The 17,692-nt window shown below is 49.9% G+C and carries 15 protein-coding genes and 1 tRNA gene; 8 read left to right on the forward strand and 8 right to left on the reverse strand.

Features of this window, described 5'->3' with window-relative positions; genetic code table 11:
* Positions 1 to 327: 327 nt before the first annotated feature.
* Positions 328 to 1,830 (reverse strand): threonine synthase, encoded by a 1,503-nt coding sequence (thrC, locus tag DW817_RS06630; RefSeq protein ID WP_035224612.1) that lies wholly within the window; start codon positions 1,828 to 1,830, stop codon positions 328 to 330.
* Positions 1,831 to 2,112: 282 nt separating this feature from the next.
* Between thrC and nadE the strand changes: the two genes are divergently transcribed.
* Positions 2,113 to 4,008, forward strand: a complete 1,896-nt coding sequence (gene nadE, locus DW817_RS06635) for an NAD(+) synthase (RefSeq protein WP_021737177.1) — start codon at positions 2,113 to 2,115, stop codon at positions 4,006 to 4,008.
* Positions 4,005 to 4,496 carry a QueT transporter family protein gene (locus DW817_RS06640; RefSeq protein WP_009015967.1) on the forward strand — a complete coding sequence of 164 codons (492 nt, stop codon included), beginning with the start codon at positions 4,005 to 4,007 and terminating at the stop codon, positions 4,494 to 4,496. Before nadE ends, DW817_RS06640 begins: the two co-directional genes overlap by 4 nt.
* Before the next feature lie 77 nt (positions 4,497 to 4,573).
* Here DW817_RS06640 and DW817_RS06645 read toward each other — a convergent pair whose 3' ends face one another.
* The 3 genes from DW817_RS06645 to DW817_RS06655 form a co-directional block, all read right to left on the reverse strand.
* Positions 4,574 to 5,767, reverse strand: a complete 1,194-nt coding sequence (locus DW817_RS06645; RefSeq protein ID WP_009015966.1) for an anaerobic nitric oxide reductase flavorubredoxin — start codon at positions 5,765 to 5,767, stop codon at positions 4,574 to 4,576.
* 381 nt (positions 5,768 to 6,148) lie between these two features.
* Positions 6,149 to 6,691, reverse strand: coding sequence for a rubrerythrin (rbr, locus tag DW817_RS06650; RefSeq protein ID WP_009015965.1), 543 nt, complete (start codon positions 6,689 to 6,691; stop codon positions 6,149 to 6,151).
* Between the two features lie 165 nt (positions 6,692 to 6,856).
* Positions 6,857 to 7,930, reverse strand: coding sequence for a hypothetical protein (locus DW817_RS06655; protein WP_021737173.1), 1,074 nt, complete (start codon positions 7,928 to 7,930; stop codon positions 6,857 to 6,859).
* A gap of 208 nt (positions 7,931 to 8,138) precedes the next feature.
* Between DW817_RS06655 and DW817_RS06660 the strand changes: the two genes are divergently transcribed.
* The 5 genes from DW817_RS06660 (at position 8,139) to DW817_RS06680 (ending at position 11,700) form a co-directional block, all read left to right on the forward strand.
* A complete protein-coding gene (locus tag DW817_RS06660; RefSeq protein WP_243634086.1) occupies positions 8,139 to 8,951 on the forward strand; it encodes a hypothetical protein in 813 nt (270 codons plus the stop codon).
* Between the two features lie 79 nt (positions 8,952 to 9,030).
* Positions 9,031 to 9,116, forward strand: a tRNA-Leu gene (locus DW817_RS06665).
* A 581-nt stretch (positions 9,117 to 9,697) separates the two neighbouring features.
* Complete coding sequence (locus tag DW817_RS06670) at positions 9,698 to 10,579, forward strand: bifunctional hydroxymethylpyrimidine kinase/phosphomethylpyrimidine kinase (RefSeq protein ID WP_009015962.1); 882 nt, start codon at positions 9,698 to 9,700, stop codon at positions 10,577 to 10,579.
* Positions 10,560 to 11,126, forward strand: a complete 567-nt coding sequence (locus tag DW817_RS06675; protein WP_120111665.1) for a TIGR04002 family protein — start codon at positions 10,560 to 10,562, stop codon at positions 11,124 to 11,126. The genes DW817_RS06670 and DW817_RS06675 overlap by 20 nt, the downstream gene beginning before the upstream one ends.
* The gene (locus DW817_RS06680; RefSeq protein ID WP_021737197.1) at positions 11,101 to 11,700 is read left to right on the forward strand and encodes a TIGR04100 family radical SAM protein; all 600 of its coding nucleotides are present in this window, start codon (positions 11,101 to 11,103) and stop codon (positions 11,698 to 11,700) included. Before DW817_RS06675 ends, DW817_RS06680 begins: the two co-directional genes overlap by 26 nt.
* Before the next feature lie 87 nt (positions 11,701 to 11,787).
* On the opposite strand, the gene DW817_RS06685 is transcribed toward DW817_RS06680, so the two are convergent.
* The 3 genes from DW817_RS06685 to DW817_RS06695 all read right to left on the reverse strand — a co-directional run bounded on the left by DW817_RS06685 (position 11,788) and on the right by DW817_RS06695 (position 16,033).
* Positions 11,788 to 13,023 (reverse strand): [Fe-Fe] hydrogenase large subunit C-terminal domain-containing protein, encoded by a 1,236-nt coding sequence (locus tag DW817_RS06685; protein WP_009015959.1) that lies wholly within the window; start codon positions 13,021 to 13,023, stop codon positions 11,788 to 11,790.
* Between the two features lie 111 nt (positions 13,024 to 13,134).
* Positions 13,135 to 14,691, reverse strand: a complete 1,557-nt coding sequence (locus DW817_RS06690; protein ID WP_120111668.1) for an ABC-F family ATP-binding cassette domain-containing protein — start codon at positions 14,689 to 14,691, stop codon at positions 13,135 to 13,137.
* Positions 14,692 to 15,334: 643 nt separating this feature from the next.
* A complete protein-coding gene (locus DW817_RS06695; RefSeq protein ID WP_120111672.1) occupies positions 15,335 to 16,033 on the reverse strand; it encodes a radical SAM protein in 699 nt (232 codons plus the stop codon).
* 258 nt (positions 16,034 to 16,291) lie between these two features.
* On the opposite strand from DW817_RS06695, the gene DW817_RS06700 reads away from it, so the two are divergent.
* Positions 16,292 to 16,804: a ferritin gene (locus DW817_RS06700; RefSeq protein ID WP_120111676.1), complete on the forward strand. Its 513-nt coding sequence runs from the start codon at positions 16,292 to 16,294 to the stop codon at positions 16,802 to 16,804.
* A 66-nt stretch (positions 16,805 to 16,870) separates the two neighbouring features.
* On the opposite strand, the gene DW817_RS06705 is transcribed toward DW817_RS06700, so the two are convergent.
* Positions 16,871 to 17,521, reverse strand: coding sequence for a transcriptional regulator (locus DW817_RS06705; RefSeq protein ID WP_021737184.1), 651 nt, complete (start codon positions 17,519 to 17,521; stop codon positions 16,871 to 16,873).
* Positions 17,522 to 17,692: the final 171 nt, after the last annotated feature.

Below are 17,692 nucleotides of genomic sequence, written 5' to 3' on the forward strand. Positions count from 1 at the left end.
TTAATTCCTTTATGGACGTAGGCGAAACAGGGGCTTCTGCAATCCGTAAAGTCCTAGGAGCGGCCCGACCGACAGCGGGATTGTTTCAGGCGTCTTCACAATTTGGATTGTGGTACGGGACTTCTTACGAATCGCCATGCCTTCCTGGCTCTCAAAAGACTCTTTTTCCAAGCAAAGAAGGTCCCTAACTCTATCGAATTGGGATGATTTGTGCTTCCGAGTAAAAAATAAGAGGCGGCCCCACCCTACTTAGCTGCACTTTGTAACAGGCAAAAAAGACTGCGAAAAATGATGGTTCATTTTTCACAGTCTCTTATCGTTCTTATCTTAGTCAATGGCAAGAATCTTCTTGACTTCCTTTTCCATTTCGCCCGGGGCCACGATATCGCTTTCCCGTTCCGGCAGGCCGCGCAGTTCCTTGAGGCCCTGCGGAATGTCGATTCGAGCCTTTTGGCTCAGCTCATCCATGGCCTCAAAAGCCGTCAGGACCTTGCCTTCATAGTCATCAGGATAAAGGGCCCGCAGGACCACATCGCTGAACTTGAACGGGCTGGCCGTTGAAAGGACAATGCCGTACGTCTCGTCGCTGGTCATGAGGCGATACTTCTGCAGGGCCTTATAGGCAACAGCTGAATGGGGATCAAGGACATAGCCATAGTTATTGAAGACATCACTAATTGTTTCCTGGGTTTCGATTTCATCGATCCAAGCCCCAAAGAAGTCACTGACAACGGCATCCTGGATATCACGTCCAATGGAATAGGTGCCTTTTTCCTGGAGGGCATCCATCCACTCGTTGATTTTCTCAGAGTTATGCTCGGTCTTTTCATAAAGGAGCCGTTCCAAGTTACTTGAAACAAGGATGTCCATGGACGGGGAAATGGTTCGATGAAACTCGCGGTTCCGGTCATAGGTCCCCGTGTTGATGAAATCGGTCAGGACATTGTTGCTGTTTGACGCGCAGATGAACTTCTTCACTGGCAGGCCCATGAGCTTGGCATAGTAGCCGGCAAGAATATCACCGAAGTTGCCCGTGGGAACAGAAAAGACGATTTCCGTACCATTTTGGATACGTCCCTTTTCCACAGCATCGGCATAGGCGCTGAAATAATAGACGATCTGCGGCACCAAGCGGCCCCAGTTGATGGAATTTGCAGAAGAAAAAGCGCAGCCTTGCTCCTTCAGCTCAGCTGCAAGCTCCGCTTTGCCAAAAAGCAATTTGACCCCAGTCTGGGCATCATCAAAATTGCCTTCAACCGCAACAGCATGGACATTATTCCCCCGCTGCGTCGTCATCTGCAGGCGCTGGGCATCGCTGACCCCGCCATGGGGATAAAAGACGATGACTTCTGTATCCGGCACATCACTGAATCCGGCCATAGCCGCTTTTCCCGTATCGCCGCTTGTCGCAACGAGAATCACGCTCTTTTTTTGTTCGCCCGTCTTGCGGACGGCTCTCGTAAGGAAATGAGGCAGGATCTGGAGTGCCATATCCTTAAAGGCACTCGTTGGACCATGCCATAGTTCCAGAATATCAGTATCCTTTTTGAGAAGATGAAGCGGCGCTGCAAAACCGCCAAACTTTTCTTTGCTGTAAGCAGCTGAAACACATTCCCGAAGTTCCTCCTCCGAAAAATCCGTCAGGTACCGGGAAAGGATCTGTACGGCACGGTCGCCATAAGGCTTACCCTTCATGGCATCGATCTCAGCAAGGGCCACAGGAGGAAAATCCCGGGGCACAAAAAGACCGCCGTCTTTGGCCAGCCCACTGGAAATAGCGTGGGCAGAGCTCACCATATCTGTTTTACCTCTTGTACTTACGTATAACATAGTCCCCTCCACTTCTGCTTTCGTATTCGTATCATAGCATAGTCAAATTCGATGCGCAAGCATCGTGTCTGATGAGTAACAGTCATTTTTTTCCGCTCCTGCTCCAAAGAACGCCCAGGGCCATCTGAGGGCCTCATTCATAAAGGATGGCATCGTCCCCGCTTTTTTGCTTTTAACAGGGACCTTCCTTTGCTATAATGGGAAGGAACATGAAGGGAGACAGTGGACGAAAAAAGCCCAGCCGACCTGTTGCGGCTGTCCCCCGATAGGAGTTGACGCATTATGGAAATCAAGATTGCATGCGCACAGGTGGAAGTGCGCCCCGGACGTCCCGAGATCAATCTGCGCCGGGCCCTCGAAACCATTGAAGAAGCAAAGCGTGCCAGCATCGATATTCTCATCTTTCCTGAACAGCTGATTCCAGGCTACCTCTTAGGTGACCTTTGGGAGCAGCGCGCTTTTTTGCGTGACTGCCGCGATTACGGGAAGGATCTCATTGCAGCCACGCAGGATATCTGCGTCATTTTCGGCAATATTGCCCTTGATGAAAGGGCTGTGAATGAAGATGGCCGGCCCCGCAAATATAATGCCGCCTTCATTGCCCAAGATGGAAAACTCAAAAAGGGTGGCCTGTCTCAGGCTTTTATCAGCAAAACGGCCCTGCCTGACTACCGGGAATTTGATGACAGCCGGTATTTCCACAGCTTGGCAAAACTCCTGCCCCATCTTCCGGGGAAAACCCTGGAAGACCTCATCCAGCCTGTATCTGTGACCATCAGGGGGAAAGAAGTGAAGCTCGGTGTCTTTATTTGCGAGGACGGCTGGACCGAAAACTATGATTTCAATGTTCCACAGATCCTGACTAAAAACGGGGCACAGCTTCTTATCAATATTTCCTGTTCGCCCTTTACCCTACAGAAAAACCGCAAACGCGGGGAGCTCTTTAAAAAACAAGCAAGGGACTGCGGTCTGCCGCTTCTTTACTGCAACAGCGTAGGCATCCAGAATAACGGGAAGAACATCTTCACCTTTGACGGCTGCAGCACCTTTTATACAAAGGAAGGAAATGTGCTCTGCGATGCGCCTTCCTTTGAGGAGGCCTTCCTTACCGGCAGTTTTGATACCGAAACAGGAGCCCTTTCCTCAACCGGAACGGTCCATCCAAAGATGACGGAAATCGAGGAAATCTACCATTCCCTCTATTATGGAGCTTCAAAGTTCCTGGACCAGCTAGGCATCCGTAAGATGACCATCGGTCTTTCAGGCGGGATTGATTCAGCGGTAACGGCTGCTTTTTATGTGCACATCCTGGGCCCGGAAAATGTGCTTCTCCTCAACCTGCCATCACGCTTTAATTCGAGCCTCACCAAGGGCCTTGCCCAAAAGATGGCAGAAGCCCTGGGTACCCACTATGCCGTGATTCCCATTGAAGAATCCGTATCCCTCACGGAAAAGCAGTTGCAATCCGCAACCATCCATGATTATGGCACGGGAAAAGACGAAACCCTTTCCGTATCGTCCTTTGCCCTTGAAAATATCCAAGCCCGTGACCGTGGAGCCCGCGTTATTGCCGGCATGGCTTCCCTTTGGGGCGGCGGCTTTTCCTGCAACTCCAATAAGTCGGAAATGACCGTTGGCTATGCCACCTTTTATGGAGACATTGCCGGTGTCATGGCTCTCATTGGCGACCTATGGAAGCACCAAGTCTATGCCCTGGGGCGCTATCTCAATGAACAGGTCTACCACAAGGATGTTATTCCTGATGAAGTCTTTACGATCAAACCGAGTGCTGAACTTTCTCAGAAACAGACCGTCGGTACGGGCGGCGATCCCCTTCACTATCCCTACCACGATTATCTTTTCCGCGCCTTCGTCGAAAGCTGGGGAAAGCAGGCACCGGAAGAGTTCCTTGCTTGGTATCTGGATAGCACCCTGGATGCTCGCATCGGCTGTGAAGAAGGCCTATCCCATAAGCTCTTTCCCGATGCGGCCTCCTTTATCAGCGATCTCGAACGGTGGTGGAACCTTTTTTGCGGCCTCTCCGTTGCCAAAAGGATCCAGGCTCCGCCCATCCTTTCCATTTCAAAGCGGGCCTATGGCTATGATCATAGGGAGTCCCAGCTCGGGCCCTATTATTCCCGCCACTACCTGGAAATGAAAGCAAAGGCCCTATCATGATGGAAACCCGCTTGAAAGCCTATCGCGGAGCCATGGTGGCAGCCCTCTACGCAGCCCTGACCTTGGGATTGGCACCTGTAAGCTACGGTGCGGTCCAGGTGCGGGTCTCAGAATTCATGACACTCCTTGCCTTTTATGATAAAGGCCTTATTCCGGGCCTGACTTTGGGCTGCCTTATTTCCAATGTAGGAAGTCCTTTCGGCATTACGGATATGCTGATTGGCACCTCGGCCACCTTCCTGGGACTTTATTTCATGCGCTTTTGCAGATCCGCCTTCCTGGCAAGTTTGATGCCCGTTTTTTCCAACGGCCTTCTCATCGGGTTTGAGCTCAACTACATGGCGGACCTGCCCCTTCTTCCTACCATGGGGTACGTGGCCCTCGGAGAAATCATCAGCGTCACGATTTTAGGAAATCTGCTGCTTCCTTTGTTCTTAAAAAATGAGACCGTTCGAAACATCCTTGATCTAAAAAACAAGAAGCCTTGAAGGTTATCGCTGCTTCAAGGCTTCTTATTTTTTAACGCGGCAGACATGATTTCCTTTTATCAATGCCTATAGATGATTTATGCGTTCAAGCTCTTTACAAAATCCTCACCAAATTGTTCACAGGTTTCAAGGCCTTTTTCATCAGGCATCCACAGCATCTTAAGTCCTTCATTCACAACCGTGAACCCGGCTAAATCAAGAAGCTCCGAAATCTGTTTCACTGAATCGCCGCTCCAGCCGTAACTGCCGAAGGCAGCTGCTTTCTTATTTTTGAACTTCAGGCCCCGGATCATTTCCATCATGCTTCCAATAGAAGAAAGGAAGCCATAATTGATTGTTGGTGAACCAACAAGGATGGCCTTTGATTTAAAGACTTCCGTTATCATATCATTCTTATCGTCAACGGCTGTATTGAAGAGTTTGACTACAATCGTCGGATCAGCCTTTTTGATGCCTTCCGCAATCTTTTCTGCCATGCGCCGCGTCGCGTTCCACATGGTATCGTAAAGGATGGTCACCTGATTTTCCTGATAAGCCTGGGCCCATTTCTGATACGCCTTTACGATGGATAGCGGGTCTTTCCGCCAAATCACGCCGTGACTTGGGCAAATCATGGAAACAGGAACATTCATGGCAAGAATCTCGTCAATCTTTCTTGTCACCATGGGACTGTAAAGGTTGAGGATATTAGCATAATACTTCATGGCCTCACCATAAAGGGCAGCCTGATCGGCTTGATCATTAAAAAGATCTTCACTTGCAAAATGCTGGCCAAAACCATCATTGGAAAAGAGGATATTCTCACCCGTCATATAAGTGAACATCGTATCAGGCCAATGCAGCATGGGAGCTTCAATGAAAATCAGCTGATGGGTCCCAAGATCCAAGGTATCCCCCGTCTTTACATTGACAAAATTCCAGTCCTTATGATAAAGACCGCGCAGGATGGCTTCTCCCTTCTTCGTGCAGTAAATCGGCGTATCCGGAATTTCTGCCATCAGGGCCGGCAGGGCACCGCTGTGATCGTTCTCATTATGGTTCATGACGATATAGTCAATCTGGTGAAGATCAATTTCCTTTTTTAGGTTTTCTACAAACTCATCGTCATAAGGTTTCCAAACCGTATCCATGAGCACTGTTTTTTTATCCCTAATGAGATAAGCATTATAACTGGACCCCTTTTCCGTCGAATACTCATGACCATGGAATTCATTCAGTTCCCAGTCAACCTTCCCAACCCAAGTCACCGTATCTGTAATTTTCTTTGCCATAAGACACACTCCTTTATCATGCTGCGAATTGTCACCTGCGGCCTTCATCATCGTGACAAGAAGGGACCTCCGCTTGATGGATCCAGTATACGTCCCGCATGCAAAAAGAACCGTTGTCCAAACAACAAATGCATAAAAAACCAGAAGCCTCGAAGGATGCATCTTCAAGACTCCTGGTTTAGAGGGAAAGGAAGGGTTTGCCCTATGGGGCGTCCGCTTGAACCTTATATCGGATAGGTTCATTATAGGGACCTATCCACCCACTGTCAACCCAATTTGTCTTTAAGTTAACATAAGGATAAAAAAGATTCCCTGCCCTCTCCTGAAGGAAAGAACAGGGAATCTTCCGCCAGTTAGTGCACCTGCATCCAGTCCGATGAATCAGAAGCAGTCGCAGTTAACCATGAAGAAGGATCTCGGATGAGCGCAGACCGGGCAAACCTGAGGCGCTTCTTCGGCTTCTACGATATGACCGCAGTTGGAGCAGATCCAAACGGTCTTTTCGCTGCGTTTGAACATGGTGCCGTCTTCTACCTTTTGGAGGAGGGCCTTATAGCGTTCTTCATGATGCTTTTCAATGGCACCGACAGCGCGGAATTTGAAGGCCAGTTCAGGGAAACCTTCCTTATCTGCCGTTTCAGCAAATTCCTTATACATATCGGTCCATTCATAGTTTTCGCCAGCAGCAGCATCTTTGAGGTTCGTTACCGTATCAGGAATGGAACCGCCATGAAGGGCCTTGAACCAGATCTTTGCATGTTCTTTTTCGTTCTTGGAGGTTTCCAGGAAGTTTGCAGCGACCTTTTCGTAGCCTTCTTTCTTAGCCACACTTGCATAATATCCATACTTATTGTAAGCCTGGGATTCACCAGCAAAAGCAGCCTGAAGATTTTTTTCCGTTTGCGTACCTTTTAATTCTTTCATGATGATCTCTCCTTATACCGTATTTTTTTATTACCCTCTCTCGGTAACAACTAGAGTATACCACGTATCCTAAACAATAGCAACAACTTTTTAAGAATTATTTTTAAAAAGGAATGTAATCATGATGAATGCCCATCTCAGCGTCATTTGCACTTTCATCAGGGCTTAGGATTTAGGAGAAAGAAAAAGGCGAATTGGCAGATTGGAAGATCCAGGCGGTGAAAAATGCAAGGTCGCCTCCCCGTTTTCCGGAATGGTTCCAAGAACCATGGTCTCACCGTCATGGGACCAGCCAAAGGCCAGTCCATGTCCAGGAATCTTTATTTCCTTAGCCTCTTCGCCATTCATGGAAAGAAGGCCCGCGCCGGCATAAGGTCCGCCATATGGATTAAAGCGCAGGACCGTGTCCCGCTTTCCTTTGGTCGGAAGGATGACATCATACATGACCCCATAATTGCCATAATTGACAACCTTTTTACCCGTTGTCGCGTCTGTTCCCCGCACATAGGGATTGAGGACGTCGTCAGCAAGTTTGATGCCCCAGGTTTCCAGTTTATTCGATGGGTACGCCTCTTGAAGCCGAACATGGACATCGGACGCAGGGAAGGTCCCGCGCAGGACATGATCCCCTTCATCAGGAGGCAGGATGCCATATGCGTCAAGGGCAAGACCCAGATCGGTCTTTACAGGAATCATCATGACGGAAACTTCTACAGGCCGGTCCGACTCTAGGTTGACAATGCCCGTCACTAGTTCCTGGGGACGGATGATGGTCGGTTTTTGGAGCCCAAGCAAGTCAGTCATCCGGCTTATCCTCAAGGGATCTGTTTCCTTTTGCTTGCCATAGTAGCGGATCTGGGCCTCTTTTCCAGCTTCCAGCCAGTCACGGTTAGGATCTGAAATGCCATTTCTTCCCAGCTGCACGAGGGCCGGACGAATCCCGGTTCGGCGCAGGACGATGGCAAGCCGCTTGCTGCTGTCCGTATCATTGACATGGTGGAAAAAAAGACGGAACTTGCCCTTGACCGTATCGCGGTACATGACACCGCATTTTTGAACCATTTCCGGACTATCCGAAAAAAGAAGGTTAGGCCCATCCTCGTGGATGATGACCTTTGCCTCTGTATAGCGGGGAACCCCGTCATCCCAGCGTGCATCGGCCGCCTCTCCGGTCCCGGACCAGAATGAAAGACAAGTCAAGCCCGCAAGAAGGGTTTCCAGGAATTTCTTTGTTTTCATGCGAATCTTTTCTCTTCCTTTCTATTGTGTCGTAATCTTTATTGTACCATATAAATGTGCCGTCCTTGTAAATTTTTGCGGTTCATTATATGAAATTTCCTTTTTTCTAAAATCGTAAAAGAATTTTTCCAAATTATCAGAATAATAGGTTATAATAGTTTTATCATGATTCATGGAGCTTATGATTTTTTTCAATAAAGGAGTGCTTATGATGAACCTCAATGTGGTAAAACTTGATCCCAGCGGCAACATCACGCTTTTCGTGCTCTCTCCTGTTCCTGTGGATGATCGGCGGGAACTCAATGATGCTTTGCTTTCAGCAGATCCTGACGCCGAACAGGCAGGCTGCCTATCAGGAAGCGGCCGCTCCGTCCGCGTTGAAATGATGGGCGGGGAATTCTGCGGCAATGCCTCCCGCTCCGCAGCCGCCTATTGGGCCCACATCCATGGCGAAGAAGGGGTCTTTGAAGTAACCTGTTCCGGCGCAAAAGCCCCCATGGAAGCCCGCGTCAAAAAGCTTGGCAGCACTCCCCCCACCTATGACGCGGAAATTGACCTGCCGCTGCCCCTATCCATAACAGAAGAAGCAATGAGGGTTGGCGAAAAAGAAGTCTCCCTCATCCATGTCGTTCTTCCCGGTATCGATCACTATGTCTATTTTACGGAAGAACTTGATGCCCTGTCCCCTATGGACTACTGGCTTGCCCTTAAAAACAAGGTGAGTACTGGGCCGCTTCCCGATGCATATGGGCTCATCCTTGTAGAAGAAAAGTCGGCCCGCATGATTCCCGCTGTGTTTGTGACCGCAACAGGGACCCTCTACTGGGAGCGCAGCTGCGGCAGCGGCAGTGCGGCAGCGGCGGCAGCGCTAGGCCTGCGTCATCAAAAATCGCTTGCCCTCATCCTCAAGGAACCGGGCGGCCCCATTTCCATCAAGGCAGCCATGAAAGACGGAAAACTGACAGGCATCACCATCGGCGGGCCAGTCCGTATTGACGCGTCCTATGAATTTACGTTCTGACTGCAGCACACCAAAACGGGGAAATCCGTTGACAAAATGATGCTTCAATGCTAGAATATCTTCGTTGCACCAAACCCGTGCCGAAGTGGCGGAATTGGCAGACGCACTTGACTCAAAATCAAGCGCCCTCAAAGCGTGCCGGTTCGAGTCCGGCCTTCGGCACCAATTGAAAAAGCAAGACCATCGCGCCGCGATGGTCTTTTTTTGTGTCCAGGCATGGCGCAATCCGATGAAGTGAACGTCCTGCCACAGGAAGTTACCGCCAAGTACAGCAACCCGCAAACGGGAATCAGCGGTGCTAAAAGGGAAGAAGTTGTATTGCAAAAACGAGGAACCCCATTTCTATTTAAATCGCCGCGAAGGCGGCAAAACCCTCTGTTCTCTGCAAGAGGTCCTGCTGCCTTGAGGAGGACGGCCCAGAAGGTCTTATTCATCTCACTTTCGTTCTTAGCTCCCTTATTATTTTGATGACAGATCACTCTATTCCATGGGAGACCTTCCTTTATTTTGATAAGCAGTATCTGGACAACATAATCTTAACAATAAGGAGCTTCCCGTTATTTTGCCTGGATGATGTATCCCCTACCGAGAAAGATGTTACGCTTAGCCCATAGGTTCACGGTTTGCCTTCATTTTTCTTCGAATCGTTCCTTTTCAGGGTTCTTTTCCTGTGTTATAACAGAAAACAATGACAGACCCCAGACTTACGGGGCCATCCCAAAACACAACAAAAAGGAGACGATTTCATGCACCTGCGGGCAGCTGTCATCAACGATCTTTCCGGCCTGGGTCGCTGCTCCCTTACGGCGGACATTGCCGTTCTTGCCGCCATGGGTATAGAAGCCTGTCCCCTGCCCACAGCCGTACTTACAGCCCAAACGGGCTATGAAGGATATCATTCGGTTTCCTTGGCATCCCACATGGAAGCCTATCGGCGCCACTGGAACGCGCTCGGGATCACTTTTGCCGGGATTCTCTCAGGCTATCTTGCGTCCCCTGAAGCAGCCTATCAGACAGCTGAATTTGTTGACACGTTTCACCATCCAGGCGTGACCTATCTCTGCGACCCAGTCCTAGGGGATCAAGGACGCGTCTATAAGGGTTTTACGGACGCTTCCATCGAAGCCATGCGGAGCCTTGCGGAAAAGGCCGATTTCCTCACGCCGAATCTTACAGAGTTCTGCCTTCTTACAGGTACAGAAATGGATGCCATCATGAACCGAGAAAAAGAAGATAAAGATGCCCTTTTCGCCATTCTTACTCAAAAAGCTGCCGCCTTTTCCCAGACAGACCTTGTCATTACAGGCATTCCCCTAAAGGGTGAAAAAAGCGGAAAGGAAATCTGCAACCTTATCATTTCCAAAGGCAGCAGCCACCCCGTGATATTCCCTCATCTAGGCGGCTCCTATTCAGGAACGGGCGATCTTTTCGCGGCCGTACTCCTTGCGGCACGCCTGCACAAAGAGGGTCTCGTCCCCAGCGTCAATAAAGCAGGCCAGTTCATTGCAAAAGGCATTACTGCTGCACAAAAAGAGCATACCCCCGGTAACGCCGGCATTGATTACGAGCCTTTTCTCCCTCTCTTACGTTCCTCAAAGGAGGATGGTCATGATTCAGCCCATGCGTGAAACGCGGCTCCGGCTCCTTACCCTGACTGGAATCTTTGCCGCCCTTATTTGTCTTTTTACGGCCTATATCTGCCACATCCCTGTTGGTCCAAATGGCGGCTATCTCCATTTTGGCGATGCAATCATCTATGTGGCCGCGTCCCTCCTGCCTCAGCCCTATGCTCTTCTTGCCGGCGCCATTGGCGGCGGCCTGGCGGACCTATTGACGGCTCCTATGTGGGCACCGGCAACGATCATCATCAAAATGCTCATTACCCTGCCCTTTACGTCAAAGGCCCCAACGCTTCTTTGCCGCCGCAACAAGATTGCCCCTTTTCTTTCCTGGATCATTTCCACCATAGGCTATTATCTGGCAGAAGGGCTCATTTTTGGCAGCAAAACCGCTCTTTTGACCTCCATCATAGGGAGCGCCCTTCAATCTGGCGGCAGCCTCCTATTTTATGGGTTCATAGCCAGCCTTCTTGATAAAAGCGGCGTTAGGACAGCCCTATTTCTTCCTTTGGAAAGGAGTGTGACCCATCATGGCTCAAATTCTCTACACGTATAAGGACGGTGTCTACGCCAACCTCACAAACAAGTGCAACTGCCGCTGTACCTTTTGTATCCGCTTCCAGCATGACGGCATTGGTGATGCGCCCACCTTGTGGCACAAAGTAAACCCTACCTGGAACCAGGTCAAAAAAGCCATTGACGCCTTTGATTTTACCGGTTTTCAGGAACTTGTTTTCTGCGGCTACGGAGAGCCGACCTGTGCCCTTCCCCTATTGGAACAAACGGCTCGTTATGTACGCCGCCTCCATCCAGGGCTCAACCTTCGTCTCAATACGAACGGTCTTGGCAGCCTAGAAAACGGCCGCGACATCGTACCAGAACTGGCAGGGCTGCTTGATTCCGTTTCCATCAGCCTCAACGCACCGGATGAAAAGGAATATAACCGTGTAACAAAGCCCACCCTCACCGGTGCTTATAAGGCCATGCTGGACTTTGCCAAAGCCTGCAAAAAGAGCATTCCCGATACGCGCATGACCGTTGTTGATGTCCTTTCGCCCGAGGATATTGAAAAAAGCCGCAAGGTCGCGGCCTCCTGCGGCATCAAGCTCCGCGTCCGCAAGTTTGGCTGACGGGCCCCGGCATACTGGATCGTTCTTCTGACGAAAACAAAAAAGTTCCCTTTGAGCCTCATCAGCCCAAAGGGAACTTTTTTTATTTCAGTCAAATTTACGGTCGTAAAGGTCGCTTTTTGTGAGGAATTCTTCAACTGTTTCAAAACCGAGCTGTTTTAAGAGTTCAATCACATAGGGGTTTTCGGCCGGCGTTTTGTACGTTGATTCATCGCTGTAGGCCATAACATTCAGTTTTCCCTGTTCCTTGGGAACAAGGGCCTTCGGTCCGCCGACGCAGCCGCCGCGGCAGCCCATACCTTCAAAGAAGTTGCCTTCTCGGTTCCCTTTCAGGATTGAATCGATCATGGCCTTACAGTCAGGCACACTGTCGGCGCGGCGCACTTTGACTTCAATCTTGCGGTTTGGATCAAGGCGTTTTACCGTTGCGGCAACAGCCTCTGCCACACCGCCAGCATAGGCATACCGAATGCCCGCTCTAGACGCGTGTGGTACATTATCTTCTTCCAAGTGCTCAAGGTCAATATCAGTCGTCGTAAATAGGTCCCGCAATTCCTCGTAAGTGAGGACATAGTCGATGGCCCCCTTAAGGTCCGGCTCCTTGATTTCGGCTTTTTTAGCCATGCAGGGCCCAATAAAGACCGTCTTGGCATTGGGGTGCAGCACTTTGACTGTACGGCCGCCAGCAATCATAGGAGAAACGGAGCCCGGTACATTGGGCATCAGTTCATGATAAAGACGGCGGATCATGGCAATCCACATAGGGCAGCAGCAGCTCGTCAGCTGGAAGTCCCCTTCTTTATTGACGTTCTTGTTAAATTCCAGTGCTTCCTTGAGCGTCAGGATATCGGCAAAGACAGCCACTTCGAGCATCCCCGAAAAGCCCAACATCTTTAAGGCCGTGCGCAGGCGGCCAGCCGTGACCTTGGAACCAAACTGACCGGAAAAAGCCGGCGCTACAAGAGCGTAAATCGGTGTTTCCGCTTTCTTGAGTTCTTCCACAACGGGGATGATATCTTTCTTGGTCTTTAAGGCGTCCAGTTTACATGCGTCGACGCAGGCCTGACAGCCTACGCATTTATCATTATCAATGGAAATCCCGTCCTTGCCTGGATGCAGGGCATCCCAGTGGCAGACCTGGGCGCAGCTGCCTTGTTCCTCTTCAGAGCAAGTGCAGTCCTTGGCGCGCCAAACAAGACTGGTTTCTTCCGGATGGGCCAGGCATTCGATCATCTTGGGATCGGCATCCTTGATGTCCGTAACGTCCTTTCCTTCCACAGCACGAGCGAGCATTTTTTTGTACAGTTCATCCAGTGTAAGCATATTGACTCCCCTCTAAAATACGGCATGCTGCCATTTTTGCGGAGCAGTGAGCGGTGCATTCACATTCACACTCCACAGCCTCACGTTGCTTTGTATTACATTATATACAATTTAGACAATCTTTGTCGACCATCCTTCAATATTCCAGACCTCGTCAATCCAGTCTTCATAAAAATCCGGTTCGTGGGAAACAAGGATCAAGGTTCCCTTATAGTCCTTGAGGGCACGCTTTAGTTCTTCCTTGGCCTCCACATCAAGGTGATTTGTCGGTTCGTCAAGGACGAGCAGATTGGCCGGCTGCTGCATGATCTTGCAGAGCCGCACCTTGGCCGCTTCACCGCCCGAAAGGGCCGTCATCTTGGTCGTAATATGATCATTGGTGAGGCCGCAGGCGGCAAGGGCGGCACGGACTTCGGCATTGGCCATGCCCGGGTATTCCTGCCACAGTTCCTCAAGGGCCGTGTTCTGGTTGCCCTTTGCGCTTTCCTGCTCAAAATAGCCGACGGAAACAAATTCCCCTCGTTCCACGGTTCCTGCAATGGGCGGAATCATGCCAAGCAAGGTCTTTAACAGGGTCGATTTCCCAAGGCCGTTCGTCCCACGGATGGCAATCTTTTCGCCCCGCTCGATCTTGAGGTCCACCTGTTTTGTCAGGGGATCGTGATACCCTAGGACAAGGTTTGTGCCTACAAGGACAAAACGAGAAGGCGCCCGGTCTTCCTTGAACTGGAAATGGGGTTTGGGTTTTTCGGCACGTTTTGTAAGGACTTCCATCTTGGCCAGTTTCTTCATTCGGCTATTGGCCATCCCCCGCGTCGCGACACGGGCCTTATTACGGGCAATGAAGTCCTGTTCTTTTTTGATTTCTGCCTGCTGCCGTTCATAAGCGGCATCCAACTGGCGCCGTTTGATGGCCACCATTTCCTCAAATTTTTCATAGTTTGCCGTATAACGTGTGAGACCCAGGTTATCGACATGCCAAATGACGTTCGTTACGGCGTTAAGAAATGGCACATCATGGGAAATGACAATAAAGGCATTCTCATAGTTTTGCAGGTAGCGCGTAAGCCACTCAATATGTTCCGCATCCAGATAATTGGTCGGTTCGTCAAGAAGCAGGATGTCAGGATGTTGAAGGAGGAGCTTTGTAAGAAGCACCTTCGTGCGCTGACCGCCCGAAAGCTCATCGACCTTATGATCAAGGCCAATATCGCGCAGTCCAAGGCCCGCCGCGACTTCCTCGATTTTTGTATCAAGGTTGTAGTAATCAGCCGCCTCCAACCGTTCCTGGATTTCGGCCGTATCCGCCATGAGGCGCTCCAGCTCGTCCGGTGAAGCCGACGCCATCTTATCGTAAGCGGCAAGCATTTCCTTTTCCTCATCGACAAGATCCTGAAAGGCCGTGCGCAGCGTTTCGCGGATGGTCTTTCCCGCCTCAAGGGCCGCGTGCTGGTCCATGTATCCAACCTTCGTACGCCGCGCCCAGGTGATCTTGCCATCATCAGGGGACAGTTTTCCCGTAATGATTGACATAAACGTCGACTTGCCCTCACCGTTGGCACCGACAAGGGCCACGTGCTCCCCCTTTTCAAGGCGGAAGGAAACATCCTCAAAAATCTCCCGGCCGCCATAGCTGTGGGACAGATGGGCAACATCAAGTATACTCATGGGTCTCTCCTTTTTGGTCTCGTAGCAAAGTAGTCCCGCCCATTTTACCAAAAAAGGCGACAATTGAAAAGAGTCGTTGCCGACGCATCTTGTTCACGCGGATATAGCGATTCGTGTATGCTGTGAATTCAGGGCAAAATCGGCCTGATTTGATGGGGAAGCGGGGGCTCCTCGCAACTGGATCCATCTGAACCGACTTTACAAAAAACAATCGGAGAAAAAGACCGGAACGCACGGCGCCAAACCGCCCCTCCTCATCCAACTACCCACCAAGCCAGCTTGGTCAGGCGGAACGGCTTTCGCCGTCTCCAAGGGGAAAACACTAAGGCAAAGGGCCGCAAGAAAAAAACGGCAAGTTAAGCCCAAAACCGACGTAGACGTAGGTTCGGTTTTGGGCCCTTCGCTTTTATTATAAGACGGGGGCTTTTGAAATGTAGAAATCACGATAGCAGCTGGAATGATCTATGTTCAGTCTTTTGCCTTAGTACTCGATGCGCAGCATCGATCCGCCTTGGGTAAGGCGGGGAATTGAAACCAGAAAATATCCACTGAAGTGCCAGCAAAAAGCCGAAAAACATGGTTCACAGGGTAAATGGATTCGGCCCCCTTCAAAGAAGGGACGGTTTGGAGCCAGCGTTGTGTTTTATCCCCTCGCCTTTTCCAATCTTTTTCGGATTGCCTCCAATCGGTCTTCCCCCACACCCAGGACCTTTTGGAAGGGCTCATCAATGGGGATGACGGCAAGGTTGTCGGGATGGAGCTCCTTTACGACGCGTTCCAAAAAAGCCACGCTTTTTTCATCGTCATTATAGCCTTTTACGATGGTCACTTCAAAGATGAAGCGGCCGTGATACTGCGCCCGGAAGGCTTTCATATTGGCAGTATATTGCTCCAAGGTATAACCGGAAAGGGGCCGCTGACTTTTTTGGAAACTGGCATCCGCAGCATTCTTGAGTTCGCCGATAACGGCCTCACAACGATTGGCAAGAGCCTGGTACTCGGGCCGATGCAAGAGGTAGCCATTTGAAAGAAGCCGCACGGCAGCTCCTTTTTGATGAATGAAGTCAATGATACGGGGCAAGGCCTGATGAAGCAAGCTCTCCCCATGACCATTCAGGAAGACTTCCTCGATCCGCTCTTCCTCCATGCGGCGCCCCAAATCATCAAGCGCTTTTGTTACGTCCCCCAAATCCTGGATTTCATCCGTCTGATGCCGATCTTCTTTCCGGTCAATGGGACAATAAATGCAATTAAAGCTGCAGTACGTTTCAGGCAGGATATTGACTTCAAGGATCCGCTTGCCCTCTTCTTCATAAGGGGCTTTATAAATGAATTCGTCCATCAGGAATTCCTCCTTACCTAACAAAACTAGACATGCATCGAATCAGCGTAATTGATGCGTCAAATAAAATGAGGAAAAGGGTACGCCCCCTATCCCTTCAAGGCCTACTGGAACAGGGCGGCGTACCCGGCGGTACAATATTGTGCTTGACACCCTTACTATACCCAGCATTTTCCATCGTGTCAATGACAAACCGCGCCATTACCCGTTTCCCGTGCTATAATAGGGGCGAAATCATTTACAAGGGAGACGATATGCATGCTTGACAAGAAAACTGCAAAACTCATCAATGAACAGGTAACCCTGGAATTTTACTCCGCCTACCTCTACCTTGACTTTGCCAATTTCTACACGGATCAGGGTCTTGATGGCTTTGCCCACTGGTTTGAAATCCAGGCCCAGGAAGAGCGCGATCATGCCATGCTCATGAGAACGTACCTGCAAAACAACAATGTCCATGTCGAATTTGGCACCATCAATAAACCGGAAGGAAAATATAAGAATCTCATGAGTCCGCTCACAGCCGCTCTTGAGCACGAACAATTTATCACAAAATCCATCAATAAGATTTATGGGGCCGCCCATGAAGAAGATGATTACCGGACCATGCAGTTCTTCAACTGGTTCGTCAAAGAACAAGGAGAAGAAGAAAAGAACGTCGATGACATCATTAAAAAGATGAAGCTCTTCGGCAGCGACCCCAAGAGCCTCTACGCCCTGAACCAGGATCTTCTGGCCCGTGTCTACGCCGCTCCAACGTTGGTCCTCTAAAAAAAAGAAAAACTGGCCTGTCTAGGAGAAAAATCCTGGATGGGTCAGTTTTTTTTGGAGAAGCCCTTACTTGTCCTCCCCCTTTTCCCGCTTGATATAGCGGTACACTGTCGGTTCGGACAAATGAAGCTGACGGGCAATCTCGACGACAGCGCCCTTCATCTGGTGGATACCGGCGTTCATGAGATTGCGGATGACCGTTCCTTTTTCCTCCCGCGTCATCCGTTCCGGCGGCACCCCTACGGCCCTCATTTCACTTGCTACCATGCGGGGCAGGATATCCCCGACGGGCGTATCCATGGATTCATCCGTATCATCGAGGGCTCCCTCAAGATTATAGGCCTTCTTTAATTTTTGCAGGACAAGGTCAAGCTCTGTCATAGCGTCCATATTGCGGTTGATGCACAAAAGCCCAATGACCTTTCCTTCATGCTTGATAAAAAACGTGGACGAAACAAAATTCTTGTTCTTGCTGCGTCCGTTATAGTTTGCCATATAGTCCCGCTTCACATAGGCCTTTTCCTCCATGATCTTGATGGCAAGGTCCGTAAAAGGACTGCCTACCTTGCGGCCAGTGTGAAATCCGTTTGCAATGGCAATCACGGAGTGTTTGGGCTGGGAAATATCGTGGAGCAGGATTTCACAGCTTTCGCCCAAGAGTTCTGCCAAAAAGGGCACCAATGCCTTATATGGTTCAAGAAGCGGATTATATTTCATGATTCCATCTCCCTAGAGGTTGAAAGTACCGAACTGCATTGGAAATGGAATGACTAGCACTTTCCTTGGTTTTCTATACGTATTATTGTATCTTCCATGATGTCATAAGTCAATTCGTGATTCTTTGCCTCAAAAGAAAAATATTTTTTGTCTTTTTGCGAAAAGGATGAC

The organism is Acidaminococcus sp. AM33-14BH, from assembly GCF_003603525.1.
Lineage (GTDB): Bacteria > Bacillota > Negativicutes > Acidaminococcales > Acidaminococcaceae > Acidaminococcus > Acidaminococcus intestini.